A 17334-nucleotide genomic window follows, 5' to 3' on the forward strand; every position below is an offset into this window, starting at 1 on the left:
AATTATATTATTTAAATACAATTTCAATACAATTTATACAATTTCATAAAAATCCAAATTATTTCTTGTCTAAATTTATAATAACACTACAACGATTTAATTTATTCCGGATTTTTGACAATCTCCCAAAAATTTAAAACTGTCTATCCAAAAGTGGTCCAGTATTTAGGGCTAACTACCCCACCGTAAAAAAACAATTATTTTTTTAGAATTAAACATCATAATACACCCTTTTTAATGAAATAATGATTATTAAATTTTACTATAAATAAATTTATGAAGTAACTATATATTAAATTCTTGACTTTCATCATCCTCTAACTAATAAACTAACTCCAAGAACAAAACATATTGGTACAATAATAATTAAAAAAATAATTGCAAAATAAACTTGTTCAAAAGGATGAGAAACATAAGTATTTTTACCCGCTTCTATATCTAGTTGATCTCAATTATAAAACAAATTAATAATACCATAGTGTTTTAAACTTCAAAAACCGTTACCAAGAAAATTATTATAATGATCATTAAAAATAGCTGTTCCAAATAATATTAAACTAATTATTAGAAAAAACAAAGTTAAAATGAATAAGAATAATCCTAGTTTTTGCTTTCAATCCCAAGATGTAACTTTTTTATATTCTACATTTTTATTCATATTTAACACTTACTAAACACTAAGAATATAATCAACGTTTAAAATAACCAAATATTAAAGATAAAACACTAACACCAAGAAAGATAGCAGTTAAAATTACTGTAAATACAATTCCGACAACTACTTGCGCAAGAGGATAAGTTAAAAGCTTATCACTAGTAGCATCTGTTCACATTTGATCATAGCCAGCTTTGCTTAAAAAACTATCAAGTCCTCATATAGAAATAGCATGAAAGCCATTTCCAGCATATTGTGAACTTCCTCCACTTGGGGCTTTAAAATTGGCTGTTGCAATTAAAATTAGTCCTAATGCTAAACAAAGCAAACTAATTACCAGTGAGGCAAAGCCAATTTTTATTCCTCAATTTTGTTTCTTAAAAAGATTTATAAGATTTTTCATTAAGGTTTCTCCTTTACTACCTAATTATTTTATTGTTTTACCAAAATAACGTATTAATTGGTATTATCACAATAAATAAATTATAGCGTAAAATTTTTTTAAATAATAAAAAAATTATGAATAAAAACATAAAAAAATCATTAGTACTTTTACTAATGATTTTTTCTATTATTATATTATTCTTCAATTAATACTTTAATACCAGGGCCCATTGATGTAGTAATACTTATATTTTTAATATAAGCGCCCTTAACTGCTGCAGGCTTAACTTTTCTTAAAGTGTTAAGAATTGCTAAATAATTATCTTTTAACCCTTCTTGTGCAAATGATACTTTACCAAGAATAACATGAATATTACCTTGTTTATCAACACGATATTCAACTTTACCTTTACGAATATCAGCTATTGCTTTTTGAACATCCATTGTTACTGTTCCTAGTTTTGCTGTAGGCATTAATCCTTTTGGTCCTAATACTCTACCAATTTTTCCTAATTCACCCATCATTTCGGGTGTTGCAATAATAACATCAAAATCAAATCAACCTTTTTGAATTTTTTCAATCATTTCCTTACCACCAACAAAATCAGCTTGACTTTCCATTGCCCCTTTTTGTTTAGTAGTAGTTATTACTAAAACACGTTGTGTTTTTCCAGTTCCTGCTGGTAAAACAATAGAACCACGTAACATTTGATCAGCATGTCTTGGATCAACATTTAAACGAAATGCTGCTTCAACTGTTGCATCAAATTTTAATGATGAAGTTTGTTTAGCTAATTCTAAAGCACGATCAATTGGATAAACTTTAGTGTTATTAACTAATTTTGCAACTGCAAGATATCTTTTACTTCTATTCATATTAAACACCTTGCTTTCCATCTTCAACAGTAATGCCCATATTCTTGGCTGTTCCTGCAACAATTTTAATTGCATCTTCTAAAGAATAAGCATTTAAATCAGGTAATTTAATTTGAGCAATTTCTGTAATTTGAGCAATAGTAAGTGTTCCTACTTTTGTTAATTTAGCATTTGATGAACCTTTTGCAAGTTTCAATGCTCTTTTTAAAAGAAATGTTGTTGGTGCAGTTTTTATTTTAAAGTCGAAAGTTTTATCTTTATATGCTGTAATAAAAACTGGAATTGGAACCGGATTAACATCATCTTTTTGATCTTTGGTTTTATCGTTAAATTCTCTACAAAAACGTGGCATATCAATACCAAATGATGCTAAACTAGCACCTGGTTTGGCACTACCAGCTGGTAATTGAATAATACCTTCACGATTAATATTTTTTTTATCTGCCATGAGCAACTCCTCCTAAATGGATTCTCACTGTGGTCCAAACGAATAAATCTTCCACAAGTTTAAACATAATTAAAGTCTATTTATATTTATATATATATATATAAATAGTACTTTACAAATAATAACATCATTATAATTAGTAGTCAAATATATTTTAATTTTATTTTACATAAAAATTAAATAGTTTAAACTAAACTTTAATTTTTTTACAACTATCATATTCTACTTTAATTTCAGTTTGACGACCAAACATATCAACAGAAACTGTTGCAACACCCTTATCTTCATCTAATTTAATAACTTGTCCTTCTCGACCTTGTAAAGCACCAGAAGTAATATGAACAAAATCATTCAACTCAAAATCACGAATAATTTTTTTTGTCTCTTTAACTTTAGGTTGTGATGAATTTTTAGAATTACGATATAACATTTCATTAACTTCTTTAGTAGAAAGTGGAGTTGGTGGTACACCCTTACCACTAGAACCAATAAATCCATTAATACCTGTTGTATTACGAATATCATATCAAGTATCTTCGGTTAAAATCATATGAACAAAAATATAACCCGGAAAAATATTTTTTTCAGTTATTTTTTTATCTTTATCTGGTATTGCTTCTTTAACAACCCTAACTTGAAAAATATTATCTTTTAAATTTAATTTTTTTTCAATTTTATTTTTCAAATCAGCAGCAACTTTATCTTCATGACCTTTGTTACAATTAACAATATATCATTGTGCTTGCTCAATTCGATGTTTATGTGTTTCTTCTAATGATGTAGTTTTCACTAAAGGGGTTTCTTTTTTTATTCTTTCGCTCATTTTTTGGCATCTCCATTTTTTACATTATTTTTAATAAAGGTAATACAAATAGTAATAACTGCTCAATTCCATAAAAGAATAGTGCTAAGACAGCAATAAATAATACTGTTGTAATAAATTTATTATTTAATTGTTTTCTTGGTGTTCAACGAGTTCTTCTAATTTCTCTTGATAAGTATAAGAAAAAATATTTATGATAAGTTCTCGCTTCTTTTTTATAATAAAAACGTTCTTCAGGCGTACGATTTTTACGTTCTTTTTCTCAAATTTCGCTAATATTAACCTTTTTATTTTTATCGGCTGTTCGTGGATCAAAACTTGGTTTTCCTTCAGAAGTTCTTTTTGTTCTTAAAGGTTTAATTTTACGTAAAATATTAAATTTACTTTTTAAAAGAGCCAATTTTTCAGGATTAATTTTTGGTTTTTCTTTTGATTTGTCTTCTGCACTCATGAAAATTTCTCCTAACGTGATTCCTTATGTAAAGTATGTTTTTGACAATGTTCACAATATTTTTTTAGTTCCATACGCTCTTTATATTTAATCTTATTTTTGTATGTATGATAATTACGATTTAAACATACAGTACAAATTAAAATTATTTTTTCGTTCATTAAATTCACCTAGAAAATTTAACCATTTTTAATTATATTATTATTTAAAATAAGTGTCAATTTTAAAATATTTTTATTTTAAAAACAAAGTTAAATTTTTAATCTTTCTTTAAAATTCATCATTTCTAAAATAATTGTACAAGAAAAAATAATTTTTATTAACTTATTAACTATTAATACTTCCTAAAAGTGGTTGTCTTTCATTGGGTTCTATGATAACTTCTGGCATATCATTATTTGAATTTGTAACAAATTCCGGTTCAAACTCATAATCAGGAATTTTTAACTTTATTCTTTCTCGTTGACTACTATCTTCAATCTCCGCTACTAATTCCACCTTTTTATTTTCGGGAGTATAATTATCTATTCATTCTTTAAACTTTGTCAATGTTGGTCTTCAATCTTTTATTTTTCCGGGTTTAACAAAACTAGGAATTGTTTTATCTGAATGTCTCATTTCAAACTTATCTCAATTATTTTTTTCTAAATACTCATATATTTCCTTTAAATCTTTATTACTTAAAATACCTTTATATAAAGAAAAACTTTTCGTAATGTGTTCTTTTCTTTCATTAATAATTTTTATAATAATTTCCTCTTTACTATTTGAAGTATTAGATTTACTCATTGTAGAAAAATATGTGTGACTAACATCCATCATTGCTGAAATTGACATTAAATTTCCTCCCACAATATTACCATTTGTAAAGTTAATGCCTGCAGTTGCAAAAGTAGTAAGTGATTTTAAGTATTCAATAGTTTTTGTTACTTTTTGAATTTTATATAAATCAAAACCTGATATTCCACTAAGCACTTTAACTAATCCATTTGTACCAGTAAATAATTTATTTAATGCAATAGAAATCATTTCTGGAGTTAATTCATTACTTACAGCATCTTCTGTTAATTGTTCAGCAATTTCAGAATAAAGTCTTTCATCATTTGGTGGTAAAGTAGGAAAAGTAGGTAAATTTGGTTCGGTAGTTGTACTACCACCAGTTTCATTTAAATTATATGCTTGTCAAATAACTCAACCACCAAATGCAGCATATAACATATCAGCTACTCCACTTTTAATTAATTGGTAACGTTTTTCAATATTACTATCCCTAGTAACAGACTTAAGTCCTGCTATTGTTAGTAGAACTCCTGTTGTCGTATTACTTCAATTTTGTGCACTTAATGCTCCTGCTCTAATTGGACCATGAAGATTATTCAACGCTCATTGTACTTCTGTTCATGTTTCTTCTTTATTTATTTTCATTTTATTTATTCCTTTCATAGTTAAAGTAGTTTTAAATTAAATTTTTAATTTTATTGATAAAATAATACATAATTATTCATTAATAATGTTACTAATTGTTCATCTACTAATATTTATTGAGAAAGATGGCCCAATATCAAAAGCACGAGATATAGAACTACTTCTAAGTTGTTGATATATAGTGTTTTCATCATGTCACATAAATATATAAATAACTAATCCTTGTGATTTATGACCTGCAGGTGGCTGATTTACTACTCGTCAAACTGGTAATTGATTATCTTTGTCTTGAATTTTTTTGGTATTAAAATTTAGTTCATTACTTTTAATTGTTGTTGTATTATTCATAACACTATAAGTTATACTGTCTGTCGAATTAGAAAAAATTGTTGGATATAAAAATATAAAATTATTTCATGAATAAGCATAATCACTTCATTTTAAAAGCGTAGTTATTTCTGAATTATAATCTATTAGTTTTCCTCCATCTTTTGGAAAACTATGACTTAATGTTAAATTATTATTAGTATCCAAATTTTTGCTATCATATTGTAAATATCCAACACTAATAATATTACCATTACTGTCAACTAAATATCTAATACTTATTTTTTTACTATTATTTTCAATTGAAAAATTATTAATAACAGATTCTAAATTTGGACTATCAATCATATTATTGAAAATATTTTCAGAAATTTTTTCTGCAATGCTTTCATTATTTTTTAAACTACTTTTAGTAATAAATTGTTTAACAAAGTCAAGACAAATTCCCCTACTATTTTTTGAATGAGACTGAGCAATATAATATAATCCCAATGTTTCACTTAAATTATCATAGTTCTTAATTACATCAACAATACCTTTTCTTCCAGTTAATGATATATGAGTATTAGCACCACCAAATTGAATAAAAGTAAAATTACTTTTAGACTTTTTATTTGAAATATAAGCTGTTGTTGATATTTTGCTCAAGTTTTGTTTTTGAAAAATTTGCAAATCATTAGTACTTGTTAATTGTTCTTCTTTATAATTAATAGCAGCAATTTCTTTATTAAACTCATTAATAACATCTTTATTTATCTTTTCAGGGTTATAAGTTAATTTAAAATTATCAATATAAATTTCTTTTACATAAGGTTCTAAATTTGGATTATCAATAATGCTTTTAATATCAAAAAGATGATATATTCCGTCTTTATCTTGACTATTTAAAATAGTACTATTACTTAAATTACCATACGTAGTATTAGTAACGACTTCATTAATTTCAGTTTTATTTTTATTTTCTTGTTTTAATTTATTAATACTTGTTAAATTATTAGTAATACTAGTGTTAGCAACAATATTAGTGGTTGCTAATGTTAAACTAAGTCCCAACCATAAATGTTTATTTTTTAACATTCTATTTTGCACCTCAGAATTTTATTTTTTAGTAAATCTATTATAAATTTCATTTAATTTTTTTTCATAAATATTATGGAGTTTTGGTTGATAATATTTCGTATCTTTTAACTTTGTTGGTAAATACTGTTGTTGTACATAATCATTAGCATAATCATGTGGAAATTTATATAATTTACCTTTACCTACTGATTTTTTTAATGTTTTAGATCAATTATGCTTCAAATAATCAGGAATTGGATATATTTTTCCTTGTAAAACATCACTATATGCTTTTTGTACTGCCAAATTAGCACTATTTGATTTCTCACTAAGTGCCATTTCAATAACTACTAAACCAAGTGGAATTATACCTTCGGGCATACCAATTTGACGAAAAGTATCAATAGCAGTTTTTACCCTAATTGCTAAAGCAGGATTAGCAAGCCCAATATATTCGTAAACAATAATCAACATTCTTCTTAATAAAGCTTCATAATCACCAGTTGCTAATAACCTTGCTAAATAATGCAAAGCAGCATTAACATCACTGCCTCTAATTGATTTTTGTAATGCTGACTTTAAATCATGATGTTCATTTCCCTCTTTAGCATTTCAATTACTTGCTTTAGGCATAATAGCATTAATAATATCAATAGTTATGATTTCATTAGGATATAATTTTATTAATATTTCTAAAATATTAATTGCTATTCGTAAATCACCGGTTGCTAAATTACAGATTTTTTCTAAAATTTCATCACTAATATTAAAATTAAAAAATGAATTATTAGTAATTATTTTTTTTAAGCCTAATAACATTTCTTCATTACTAATTGGCTTTAATTCTAATAATAGACATCTACTTCGTAAAGCTGGATTAATTACAAAATAAGGATTTTCAGTAGTACAAGCCATTAAAATAAAATTGCCATGTTCTAAATATTGTAATAATAAATCTTGACGATCACGATTCATGCGTTGTATTTCTTCAATTATAATTATATAAGGTTTAGTATTTTGTGCTATTTTAATTAATTTTTCTAAATTTTCTTTTTTATCAATGGTAGCATTAAATACTCCAAATTCACATTTTAAATCATTAGCTAGTGCTTGAGCAATAGTGGTTTTGCCTGTTCCTGGATTACCATAAAATATTAATGATGTTAAAAACTTCTGATTTAATATTCGATTAATAATTCCATTTTTATCATTTATCAAATGACTTTGACCAATTATATCATTAACAGTAGTTGGTCTTAATATTGTTGCTAGTGGCTTATCCATACTCATCACCTTTGTTTTTAATTTAACGTCGTGAAGTTATTTTAACAATAGAACTAAAATTAATAAAGGTTAAATTATTATTTTTAATATTAACATCCAAGGATTGAAGCATTTTATATTCTTTATCATCATCATATTTAATAATGAGACCAATGTTTTTTAAGTGCTGATATTTATCATTTTGTTCAGAAACACTAACAAGTTCAATATTATTTATCTTTTTTATGATATCAAAATTAATTGTTTTTTGAAAATGAATTTGATAGTTATCGCCATCAATATTAATTCCTATATTCATTTCTAAATTAATGTCATTAGTAGGAGAAAAATTATTCATATCATTAATAGCTTCTTGAAATAATAGTGAAATAAGTGAAATAGAATTATCTTTAAAAGTAATTGGATATATTACACCACTAGGAAGAACATTTGGATATAAATCAATAGAATTTAAATCTTTAACATTAAAATTGTTATTTTTAAAGGTTTTTTCATTTGGTTCTTTATTTTGACATTGAATATTTATTGAAAACTCGATAGTATCTTGCAATTGATTTTTACCAACAATTGTTACTATTATAGATTTTGGTTTTTGATAATTTCCAGTAATCGCATTACTAGTAATAATATAATCTTGATCATTAAAATCTTGATGTCATTTTTGCTTACCAAACTCATTTATTTTTTTACTAACAAGGAAAGCAATATGATTATCAATATCCACTTTGCTAACATTAGTATTATCTTCAATAGTTATTAATTGATTAATAACACTTTCATCATTTTCCAATACTGTTTTAATAACAGATAATGATTTTTTTGTTCAACTACCTTGAACATTAAAATTAATATTTAATTGATCTTTAATAATTTCACTACTATTTTTAGCACAAATAACAACTGTTATTTTCTTTTTTATCATATAATTATCAAAATTTTTTATTGAATCATAATTAATAACAAAATCACTTTTTGTTACTTTATCTGATAATGATTTTTCTTTATTAATTTCTTCTAAAAATTTCTCTTCAATAATTTTATTGACTTGAGATTCTATTTCATTTTTAGTTCCTTTTGTAGCATCTGACATTACTATTGTTTGTGATGGAATTGTAATTCTATTGTCTAAATCAAAAATATTAAATTTTTCTGGAATAACATCATTTTCAACACTAAAATTAAAATTTAAGTCACAAGGAAGCAAACCATAATTACTACCAAATTGATTAACACTCATTTCAATTTTAAATTGTTTTATTTTTTCTTTATAAGATGTTATTTTTATTGAAAAATTATTTTTAAGTGCATTTTCATCATTAATTTTAATATTAATAGTTGGATTTACTGGTAAATGTACAAAAAAATTATTAGGAATATCTATTTTATTTGTTTGTAACACATTATCAATCTTTTTTAATAAATCACTAAGATAAAAAATTTTTAGTTTTTTATCAGTAGATATTAAACTAATATTATTTATTTTATCCTTGTAATCTATCAAATTATATTTTTTATTTGTTGGACAATTATTCTTATAATAATCTTCTCAATTTTTATCTTGATTAGGATTTCAGTTGTTGGAATTATTAGTATTTATGCCACTATTTCATTGATTATTTGCAATTATTAAAATCATAGTAGTAATAATTAAAACAACAACAAATAACAAAGAAAAAATTTTAAACCAATGTTTTTTTTCTTGCTTAACATTAGGTTTTTGCTTATAATTTGATTTTTCATTTTGATTAATACCAATTTTATACATTATTTCCTCCACCAAAAATCGATAATAAAACATAAAAAAACTTTATAATGATTAAAAAATCACTACAAAGCAAAAGCTAAATTATATAAATAATAATATAACAATAAAACTTATAAATTAATTTTTAAAATTAAAAAAATAAAATAAATAAAATTAAAATATAAATTTTATTGTTATCTTAATTCTATCATAGTAATTTTTATTAAATATATTTTTTGTAACTATTTTTTAATTTTAACTTTACTCGTGTTCAAGCATTATCAACTTGCTTATAGCTTAAATTTAATTTTTTCATAATTTGATGAACATTATATCCTCTTCGCTTTAATCTTAAAACTTCATTTTCATTAGTAGTAAAATTTGTAATACTAATAACTTCTTCCAAAAATGAAGTATATTCACAATCATTTTTTTCATATAAATAATCATTATATTTTAAGGCACAATTAATAATTTTATGATTATTATTTAAAAAACTTTTAACATAAGTAAATACTCCTCATTTTACTTCATAATATAAAAAATTTTGAAATGACTTGTTTTTTCTTTCTTGAAATTTAAAAATTGCCTTTAAAAAAATAAAATAAAAAATTGATTTTAAATCATTTGTTTCCAAAGGAATAGCAAAAAACTTTTTAATAATATTTCGTAAAAAAAATCATTTTTCAATTCATATTTTTTATATAAAAAATTAAAAGCAAATTCATTGTTTTCAATACAATACAAATAAATCAATTCATTATCATTCATAATTAAGTCCTCCTAAATATTTCAAATAACAAACTAATTATGAATTACTAATCAACTAATTATTTAAAGTTATGATGTATTAGTATTTAACTTTGAAATTTTTAATATTATATATTTAATCCATAATCACGTTTAATAGTTGTTTTAGTCACTATTGATGATGAATCTAACAAATTTATCTTATCTTTAACGATTTCTACTTCTGTTTGTGGTATGTAATACTTAAATATTTCTCTTCTAGTTTCATTAGCCACTTTGTCAATTTCCTGTTCTTGATTTTGATTTCAATTTGATGATAAACTAAAAAAATCTTTTAAAAACATTTTATTTTCAATAGTTAACTGATCATAATTTTTAATTGTCAAAGCAATTTTTTTTGTAATAGTAAACAAGTGTGATTTCATGCTGAATTTCCTGAGTTATCTTTATAATCAATATCAATTGGTCATTTGTTAATTAAATAAGTTACTAATTTTTGTCAATCATTTATTACCGCTATACGTAGTAATGAATAATTTAGTTCATCAAATACTAAACTATTAATAACTTCTTTTTGTCAAAAAATTTCAATATTTGAATTATTTTTTTCATTTAATTTTTTAATTTCATTTTGCAAATATTCTAATGAATCTATTACTGATTCTTCTTTTTCTAATCAACTATCATCATCTCCCTTTATAATATAGATTATTTTTTCATAACAATTTCCTTTAGAAATCATTATTTCATTTTTAAATTTTAGAAATTCTTTAAATGTTTTTATTATTAAATCTTTATTTTTAATAGAGCAAGTTAAAGCAGTAAAACCACCTTGATTTTTATGATAAACATGAGTTTTGTATAATAATAAAATATTAAAAATTTCAATTCTTCCATTTTCAGCAGCTAAAATTAAAGAGGTATTACCATTTCGATTTTTATAATTAGCATCAGCACCACTAGCCAATAAAATCTTAACTATCTCCCAATCACCAATTTCAGCAACTCACATTAAAAATGTATAACAATATCTATTTTCATAATTAACATCAGCACCATTTTCTAGTAAAACTTTAACTACCTCCAAAAAACCATATTCAACAGTTTGCATTAAAGAGGTATTGCCATCTCGATCTTCATAATTAACATCAGCACCATTTTCCAATAAAACTTTAAGTGCTTCCAAATCACCAACTTCAACTGTTTCAATTAACAGTTCATTTACTAGTTGCATACTATTCACATTTTCCTTTCAAAAATAAAAAATAATTATTTTTGTAATTTTTTGACATTACATATTTGATTAATTTAAAGAACAATAAACTACTTATGTTATTTTCAACTTTATGTTAATAGTTACTTTAACAAATAAATTTTATAATAATATATAATATTTATAAAACTTAATAATAGATTTTTAACTCATTACTTTCATAAAAAGTAAATGAGTTTTTTTATTTTGAAAGGAAAATGTGAAACAGATGTATTTAAATATTTTAAAAAACTTATTTAAACGTAGAAAAAATCATTATCCAAGTAATAACAGTACAGACATTGAAAATAGCGAGTTTTTTTCTTCTATAATGAACAAAAAATGTTATCAAAATTAAAAAAATTAAGTGAAGAAAAAGATAAAGAATTAGAGAAATTAACTAATGAAAATAATAACACTTCTAAAATAATATTACTTTCTTCAGATATTTTAGAACTAAGTTCAAAAATTTGACCTTTGGAAGAAATGTTAGAAAAGAAAATAACAATAAAAATAGAACAATTAGAAAAAAGTAAAATAAATAAATATAAAAATTTTTTTATTAAATTTTTTACTTTTTGAATTAAAGATAAAAACAAATATATTAATAATAAAATAAATAAGATAAATTCTGACTATACAAATATTAAAAACAATTGTAAAGAATTAGAAAACCATTTAATTGATCAAATAAATATATGCAAAAATTTAAAAGAAAAAAAATGAAAATTTTCAGAACCAAATCTAATAAATAAAGAAAAAACATTTACACCTAAAATATAAAAGTATCTTTTTAAAAAAATAAAATATTATTTTTTCATAAATTTAAATATTATCAAAAAATATAGGTTCTTAAAATTTACGATAATTTTAACGTTTCAACGTAAATATAGTTTGCAATAATACCACAAGCAACGCTAGCATTAAATGATTCTATTTTTGGACTTATTGGTATTTGAACAATATAATCGGTATGTTTTAATAACTTTGGACTTATTCCTTCACCTTCATTACCAATAATTAATGCTAAGTTGCTACTACAATCAATATTAAAATAATCAATTGCTTTTGCTGTTTTAGCACCAGCCAAAATTCAAAATTTATATTTTTCTTGTAAATTATTAATTGCGGAAGTTAAATTATTAACTTGACAAATTGGAATAATACTTAGAGCACCGGCTGCAGCCTTTGCAACTGCACCGTTTATTTCAGATTGATTACGATTTAAAACAATTACACGATCAAAGTCATTACCCGCTGCAATTCTTAACATTGAACCAAAATTATGTGGATCAGAAATACGATCTAAAATTAAAATTCTTAAAAATTTAGATGTTGAACCAATATTAATTAATTCGTCAAAAGAAAAATATTGATAGTCTTTAACATTAGCAGCAATATTTTGATGTTTAGTAGTACCTAATAGATTATTCATTGCTTGTAAACTAATAATTTCATAAGGAATATTTACACTTTTTAAATCTTTTTTTAATTCTTGGTACTTATCTTGAACTAAAAAAACTTTTTTAATTTTTATTAATGATGATGTTGATAATGCAGCAATAATAGGGTGATAACCATAAATATATTGTAATGCCATAATTTTGCTCCTTTAAATAATATTCAAATCTTTTAATTCTTGACGAATTTTATCAGCTTCTTGGTATTGTTTTTCCTTTTTTAGTTGTTCTCATATTTTAATTTTATTTTTAATCTTTTCAGAATAATTACCAACTTTAAAATAAAATCCTAATATTTTTAAAGCAAAGGTAAAAGTATAAAAAATTTCTTGAAATTTTTCATTAAAATTTTTTTTAATAAGTGCTTCATTTAATTTTTTAATCATATTTTCAATTAAAGTAATAGTATTAGTTGTATCAATATTATTTGATAAATTTTTAATAATTTGTTGATAATAAATTGAATGATGATTATTATTACATATTATATTGTTAATAAATATTTGATATGTTCATTGTTTTAAAACATTTTCATATTTTTTTGTTGACACTAATCCGTTTTCAATTGTTTCCTTATTGAAATCAATTGGTTGTTGATGATCACGATTTAATATTAAATATCGCAATACATTCGGGTGATGTTGCTGACAAAATTCTTTAACCAAAATAAAATTATTTAAAGATTTTGACATTTTTTCATTAGCAATATTAACATGACCATTATGTCATCAAATATTTGACATTTTTTTATTATTAGTTGCAACAAATTGAGCTCGTTCATTTTCATGATGAGGAAATTTTAAATCAACACCACCACCATGTAAATGAATAGTTTGACCATTAAATAAATCCTCAACAAAACAAGCACACTCAGTATGTCAACCAGGTCTTCCTTTTCCTCACGGACTATTTCAACTAATACCTATTGTTGTTGATTTTCACAAAGCAAAATCTAGATTATTTTCTTTAGTAACTAAATTTTTAATTCTAAAATTTGGAATTAAATCTTCAATATTTTTATGTGCCAAACTTCCATAATCTTTTAACTTATTAACTTTAAAATAAACATCACCAGCCGTAACATATGCATAATCTTTAATAATTAATTTATTAATAAATTCAATAATCTTTGAAATATATTCACTTACTTTTGGTAATTTTGTAGGAAAAATAATATTTAATTTTTCTAAGTCTTCATAATATGCTAACGTATATTTTTCAGTAACTTGTTGTTCTGTTATTTTTAAATCCGCAGCTTTCTTAATAATTTTATCATCAATATCAGTAATATTATGAACATAATTTATTTTATAATTTTGATGAATTAACAAACGATGTAAAACATCAAAAACAAGCACACCACGAATATTACCAACATGAATATAGTTATAAACAGTAGGACCACATAAATACATATTAACTTGCTTTTTGCTAGGGGCAAGCAGCTGCAATCTTTGTGAAAAACTATCATAAATTTTAATCATTTAATTAACCCTTCTTAATAAAGTTTAGTTTTCATATACTCTATTATACTTTAAAGAATATCAATCTGTAACAAAATAATTTTTTAAATTTAAAACTCTCTTTAACAAAGAGAATCATTAATAATTAAAAAAGTATTAATTATTTGAAATTTCATAATTTTTGATAGATATCATTTTTATGTTTTTATTTTTTTCAGTTATATATAAATTTCCTTTATTAGCAGAAGTTATTGTTCCTATATAAATAGGATCATTAATATTTGTTAAACTTCAAACTGCACCATTAGTACTCTCTCAACCAAGCATCAATCCAAAACTTTTATCAGCTTTACTTTTATATATTTTTCCTTCACCATTAGTATTATTTCAAGTAGAAACTGGCTCAATCTTAGCATTAATATCATTAGTATTTATTTTATATAAATTTCCCTTTTTATTAGCAATTGATGTTCCCACATAAAGCACACCATTAATATTTACTAGAGCATGAACTTCACCATTATTATCTTCTCAATTAGAAATTTTTTTAAAATTAGTAATAGTACAAGATAAAGAAACTTCGTTTTTATAAGTACCTTTACCATTAATAATAATTTTTGTAGTGTCAATAAAACTTTTAATATCAAAATCATCTTCAGTTAGATCAATTGCTTCTTTATTTTTATCTTTAATGGCTTTTAAAATTTCAGACTTATTTGGTTTGTCCAATTGACCAATGTAAATAATACCTAATTCCTTTTTAATAATAACTGTATTTAAATCAGTTTTTTCTACTGGTGAAGGTCTTTCTCCATCACAAGTGATGACACTTATACTTGTTACTCCAATTAAAGTTACTACTGCTAGACTACTTAGTAATTTCTTCATATATCTTTACCACCTAATCTTTAATTATTTTAATACAATCATTTTACATGATTTCTATATCAATAAAAATAAACATGCTATTAAAATTAAAATAGTAATATTAAAAAATTACTATTAATTTAATATATTCTCAATAAAGAGATAAATTTAAAAATGTTACAAAAAATATCAGAAATTTTAATTAAATAATTATTTTTGGGTTTATTCTTCAGGTACTCTATTATATTGTAAAGATTGCGGATCTGTAGCGAAATAATATTTTTTAAATTGATTTTCTAAATTTAAAGTTTTCTTTAGTGGAGAATAACAAGTAGTAATTAAAAAAACATTAACCATTAAATCAATAGGATATTTTATAACTCTTAATGGAAAATACATTAATCATAAAGGTGGTAATCCAGGAAATAATATTTTTAATGCAATAGGATCAGTACCAGTAATAATTAATGAAGTAATAGCATAAGCAATTGGCAAATATCAATAAAATGTCTTTTTACTATAATAAATTTTACTAAAATTTAATACTAAATAGTAAGGTAATATACATCATAAAATACTAGTAAAAGTAAAAAATAAACATGGTGATGCACCACCAGTACTAAATAATAAACCTAAAAAATCACTGGCAATACCACTAAGAAATCCTAATATTCCACCACAAAAGAAACCTATTAAAACTAATATAAAATTACCCAATTTAATTTCAAAATATTTAGAAAATGGTAAACTTTTTAACATTAAAGCACCTGTTGTATTTAAAGAAACAGCTAATGCTAACATTATTCCACTTAAGCAAATAAATTTTATTTGCTTTATCTTTTTTTTATTATCTTTATAATCAAAAAATGTGATCAATAAAAAAGTAATTAAAATTAACACTCCACCAATTATATTCAATAACAACACATTCATTTAATTACCACCCTTTTTTATCAGAATTATTTTCTTTGTTCTTAAATAATTATAAACATCTGCTAAAAAATAACAAGAACCCGTAATTAAAATTATTTTATGAGGGCTACATTCAATCATTTTTTGATAATCAAAAAATTCACCAGTAATACTATTTAAATTACTATTACTGCAAATAATAATATTATCTGAGACTTTTTTTAAACAACTAATTAATTTTTGTGGATATTTATTTTTTAAACAAGAAAATATAATTTGTTGAGGAATAATTTTATTAATTTTTAGCGTTTTAATTAATGCTTTAATACCATCAATATTATGAGCAGCATCAAAATAAATAGTTTTATCATTAATTTGATATTTCTCAAATCGTAATCTAATATTAGTATCATTAATGATTTTTAAAGCTTGTTTAATATTAATTTCTAAAAATGTTTTTGAAATTACTGTTAAAACTAATTTTTTATTTTCTTGATAGTATGGTTGGTTGATTAATCTTGGAGAATATATAGGTTTATAACCTTCCATATCAATTTGCTTTTTTAATTTATTATTTAAATTACCTGAAATAAAAAGATTTTTTGTCGTTGGTTTTACTATTCCCAATTTTTGATGTAATATTTCAGATGTAGTTTTACCAAGTCTATCTTGATGATCTTTACCAATTGAAGTGATAATAGCATATGTTGCATCAATGATATTTGTAGGATCAATTTTTCCACCAATCCCAACTTCAATTATTGCTCATTGCACATTTTGTTCTTGAAAATAAATTAATGCAATTAAAGTTAAAATACCAAAAAAACCTAATTGATAATATTCAATATCATCAAAAATCAAGTCTCTAATACGAACTAAATCTTGATTACTAATCATTCTATCATTAACAATAATTCGTTCATTAACAAACTCAATATGGGGAGAAGTAAACAAACCAATTTTTTGTTTTAAGGTTTGTGATAATATAGCAAAAATTAAACGTGATACTGAACCTTTACCATTTGTTCCAGTTACATGAATATACTTAATATTATTGTTTAAATATTTTGGACTAATAATTTTTAATTTTTTTAAACAATCTTTATTTGAATATTTAGATATTTTTTTAAAAAATTCTTCATTCATATTTTTAA

Annotated in this window: 21 protein-coding genes; 1 reads left to right on the plus strand and 20 read right to left on the minus strand. The window is 23.1% G+C overall.

Annotation, left to right across the window (positions count from 1 at the left end; genetic code table 4):
• Positions 1 to 292: 292 nt before the first annotated feature.
• The 15 genes from SPIRDC1_RS08610 to SPIRDC1_RS08680 form a co-directional block, all read right to left on the minus strand.
• Complete coding sequence (locus SPIRDC1_RS08610; RefSeq protein ID WP_174481435.1) at positions 293 to 658, minus strand: hypothetical protein; 366 nt, start codon at positions 656 to 658, stop codon at positions 293 to 295.
• 19 nt (positions 659 to 677) lie between these two features.
• Positions 678 to 1058 (minus strand): hypothetical protein, encoded by a 381-nt coding sequence (locus SPIRDC1_RS08615; protein WP_174481436.1) that lies wholly within the window; start codon positions 1056 to 1058, stop codon positions 678 to 680.
• Positions 1059 to 1234: 176 nt separating this feature from the next.
• Entirely contained in the window at positions 1235 to 1915 is a 681-nt protein-coding gene (gene rplA / locus SPIRDC1_RS08620; RefSeq protein WP_174481437.1) for a 50S ribosomal protein L1, read from the minus strand.
• A gap of 1 nt (position 1916) precedes the next feature.
• The gene (gene rplK, locus SPIRDC1_RS08625) at positions 1917 to 2363 is read right to left on the minus strand and encodes a 50S ribosomal protein L11 (RefSeq protein ID WP_174481438.1); all 447 of its coding nucleotides are present in this window, start codon (positions 2361 to 2363) and stop codon (positions 1917 to 1919) included.
• 190 nt (positions 2364 to 2553) lie between these two features.
• On the minus strand, positions 2554 to 3186 hold the full coding sequence (gene nusG / locus SPIRDC1_RS08630) for a transcription termination/antitermination protein NusG (RefSeq protein WP_174481439.1): 633 nt from the start codon (positions 3184 to 3186) through the stop codon (positions 2554 to 2556).
• Positions 3187 to 3205: 19 nt separating this feature from the next.
• Positions 3206 to 3637 carry a preprotein translocase subunit SecE gene (gene secE / locus SPIRDC1_RS08635; protein WP_174481440.1) on the minus strand — a complete coding sequence of 144 codons (432 nt, stop codon included), beginning with the start codon at positions 3635 to 3637 and terminating at the stop codon, positions 3206 to 3208.
• Positions 3638 to 3648: 11 nt separating this feature from the next.
• On the minus strand, positions 3649 to 3798 hold the full coding sequence (rpmG, locus tag SPIRDC1_RS08640; protein ID WP_174481441.1) for a 50S ribosomal protein L33: 150 nt from the start codon (positions 3796 to 3798) through the stop codon (positions 3649 to 3651).
• A gap of 166 nt (positions 3799 to 3964) precedes the next feature.
• Positions 3965 to 5080, minus strand: coding sequence for a hypothetical protein (locus tag SPIRDC1_RS08645; RefSeq protein ID WP_174481442.1), 1116 nt, complete (start codon positions 5078 to 5080; stop codon positions 3965 to 3967).
• Between the two features lie 54 nt (positions 5081 to 5134).
• Positions 5135 to 6466 (minus strand): hypothetical protein, encoded by a 1332-nt coding sequence (locus tag SPIRDC1_RS08650; RefSeq protein ID WP_174481443.1) that lies wholly within the window; start codon positions 6464 to 6466, stop codon positions 5135 to 5137.
• A 21-nt stretch (positions 6467 to 6487) separates the two neighbouring features.
• The gene (locus tag SPIRDC1_RS08655; RefSeq protein ID WP_174481444.1) at positions 6488 to 7732 is read right to left on the minus strand and encodes a replication-associated recombination protein A; all 1245 of its coding nucleotides are present in this window, start codon (positions 7730 to 7732) and stop codon (positions 6488 to 6490) included.
• Between the two features lie 22 nt (positions 7733 to 7754).
• On the minus strand, positions 7755 to 9497 hold the full coding sequence (locus SPIRDC1_RS08660; RefSeq protein WP_174481445.1) for a hypothetical protein: 1743 nt from the start codon (positions 9495 to 9497) through the stop codon (positions 7755 to 7757).
• A gap of 202 nt (positions 9498 to 9699) precedes the next feature.
• Positions 9700 to 10113 (minus strand): hypothetical protein, encoded by a 414-nt coding sequence (locus SPIRDC1_RS08665; protein WP_174481446.1) that lies wholly within the window; start codon positions 10111 to 10113, stop codon positions 9700 to 9702.
• The gene (locus SPIRDC1_RS08670) at positions 10095 to 10247 is read right to left on the minus strand and encodes a hypothetical protein (protein WP_174481447.1); all 153 of its coding nucleotides are present in this window, start codon (positions 10245 to 10247) and stop codon (positions 10095 to 10097) included. Before SPIRDC1_RS08670 ends, SPIRDC1_RS08665 begins: the two co-directional genes overlap by 19 nt.
• A 107-nt stretch (positions 10248 to 10354) precedes the next feature.
• Positions 10355 to 10612, minus strand: coding sequence for a hypothetical protein (locus SPIRDC1_RS08675; protein WP_174481448.1), 258 nt, complete (start codon positions 10610 to 10612; stop codon positions 10355 to 10357).
• Positions 10585 to 11460, minus strand: coding sequence for an ankyrin repeat domain-containing protein (locus SPIRDC1_RS08680; RefSeq protein WP_174481449.1), 876 nt, complete (start codon positions 11458 to 11460; stop codon positions 10585 to 10587). Before SPIRDC1_RS08680 ends, SPIRDC1_RS08675 begins: the two co-directional genes overlap by 28 nt.
• 360 nt (positions 11461 to 11820) lie before the next feature.
• On the opposite strand from SPIRDC1_RS08680, the gene SPIRDC1_RS08685 reads away from it, so the two are divergent.
• Positions 11821 to 12261 (plus strand): hypothetical protein, encoded by a 441-nt coding sequence (locus SPIRDC1_RS08685; protein ID WP_174481450.1) that lies wholly within the window; start codon positions 11821 to 11823, stop codon positions 12259 to 12261.
• Between the two features lie 76 nt (positions 12262 to 12337).
• Here SPIRDC1_RS08685 and rlmB read toward each other — a convergent pair whose 3' ends face one another.
• The 5 genes from rlmB to SPIRDC1_RS08710 all read right to left on the minus strand — a co-directional run bounded on the left by rlmB (position 12338) and on the right by SPIRDC1_RS08710 (position 17326).
• Positions 12338 to 13078: a 23S rRNA (guanosine(2251)-2'-O)-methyltransferase RlmB gene (gene rlmB, locus SPIRDC1_RS08690; RefSeq protein WP_174481451.1), complete on the minus strand. Its 741-nt coding sequence runs from the start codon at positions 13076 to 13078 to the stop codon at positions 12338 to 12340.
• A gap of 12 nt (positions 13079 to 13090) precedes the next feature.
• Positions 13091 to 14422: a cysteine--tRNA ligase gene (gene cysS / locus SPIRDC1_RS08695; protein WP_174481452.1), complete on the minus strand. Its 1332-nt coding sequence runs from the start codon at positions 14420 to 14422 to the stop codon at positions 13091 to 13093.
• 135 nt (positions 14423 to 14557) lie between these two features.
• Positions 14558 to 15289, minus strand: a complete 732-nt coding sequence (locus tag SPIRDC1_RS08700) for a hypothetical protein (RefSeq protein WP_174481453.1) — start codon at positions 15287 to 15289, stop codon at positions 14558 to 14560.
• 201 nt (positions 15290 to 15490) lie between these two features.
• The gene (locus SPIRDC1_RS08705) at positions 15491 to 16069 is read right to left on the minus strand and encodes an ECF transporter S component family protein (protein WP_174481454.1); all 579 of its coding nucleotides are present in this window, start codon (positions 16067 to 16069) and stop codon (positions 15491 to 15493) included.
• A 132-nt stretch (positions 16070 to 16201) separates the two neighbouring features.
• The gene (locus SPIRDC1_RS08710; RefSeq protein WP_174481455.1) at positions 16202 to 17326 is read right to left on the minus strand and encodes a bifunctional folylpolyglutamate synthase/dihydrofolate synthase; all 1125 of its coding nucleotides are present in this window, start codon (positions 17324 to 17326) and stop codon (positions 16202 to 16204) included.
• Between the last annotated feature and the right edge of the window lie 8 nt (positions 17327 to 17334).

This window comes from Spiroplasma endosymbiont of Danaus chrysippus, from assembly GCF_902809815.1.
Taxonomy (GTDB): domain Bacteria; phylum Bacillota_I; class Bacilli_A; order Mycoplasmatales; family VBWQ01; genus Spiroplasma_E.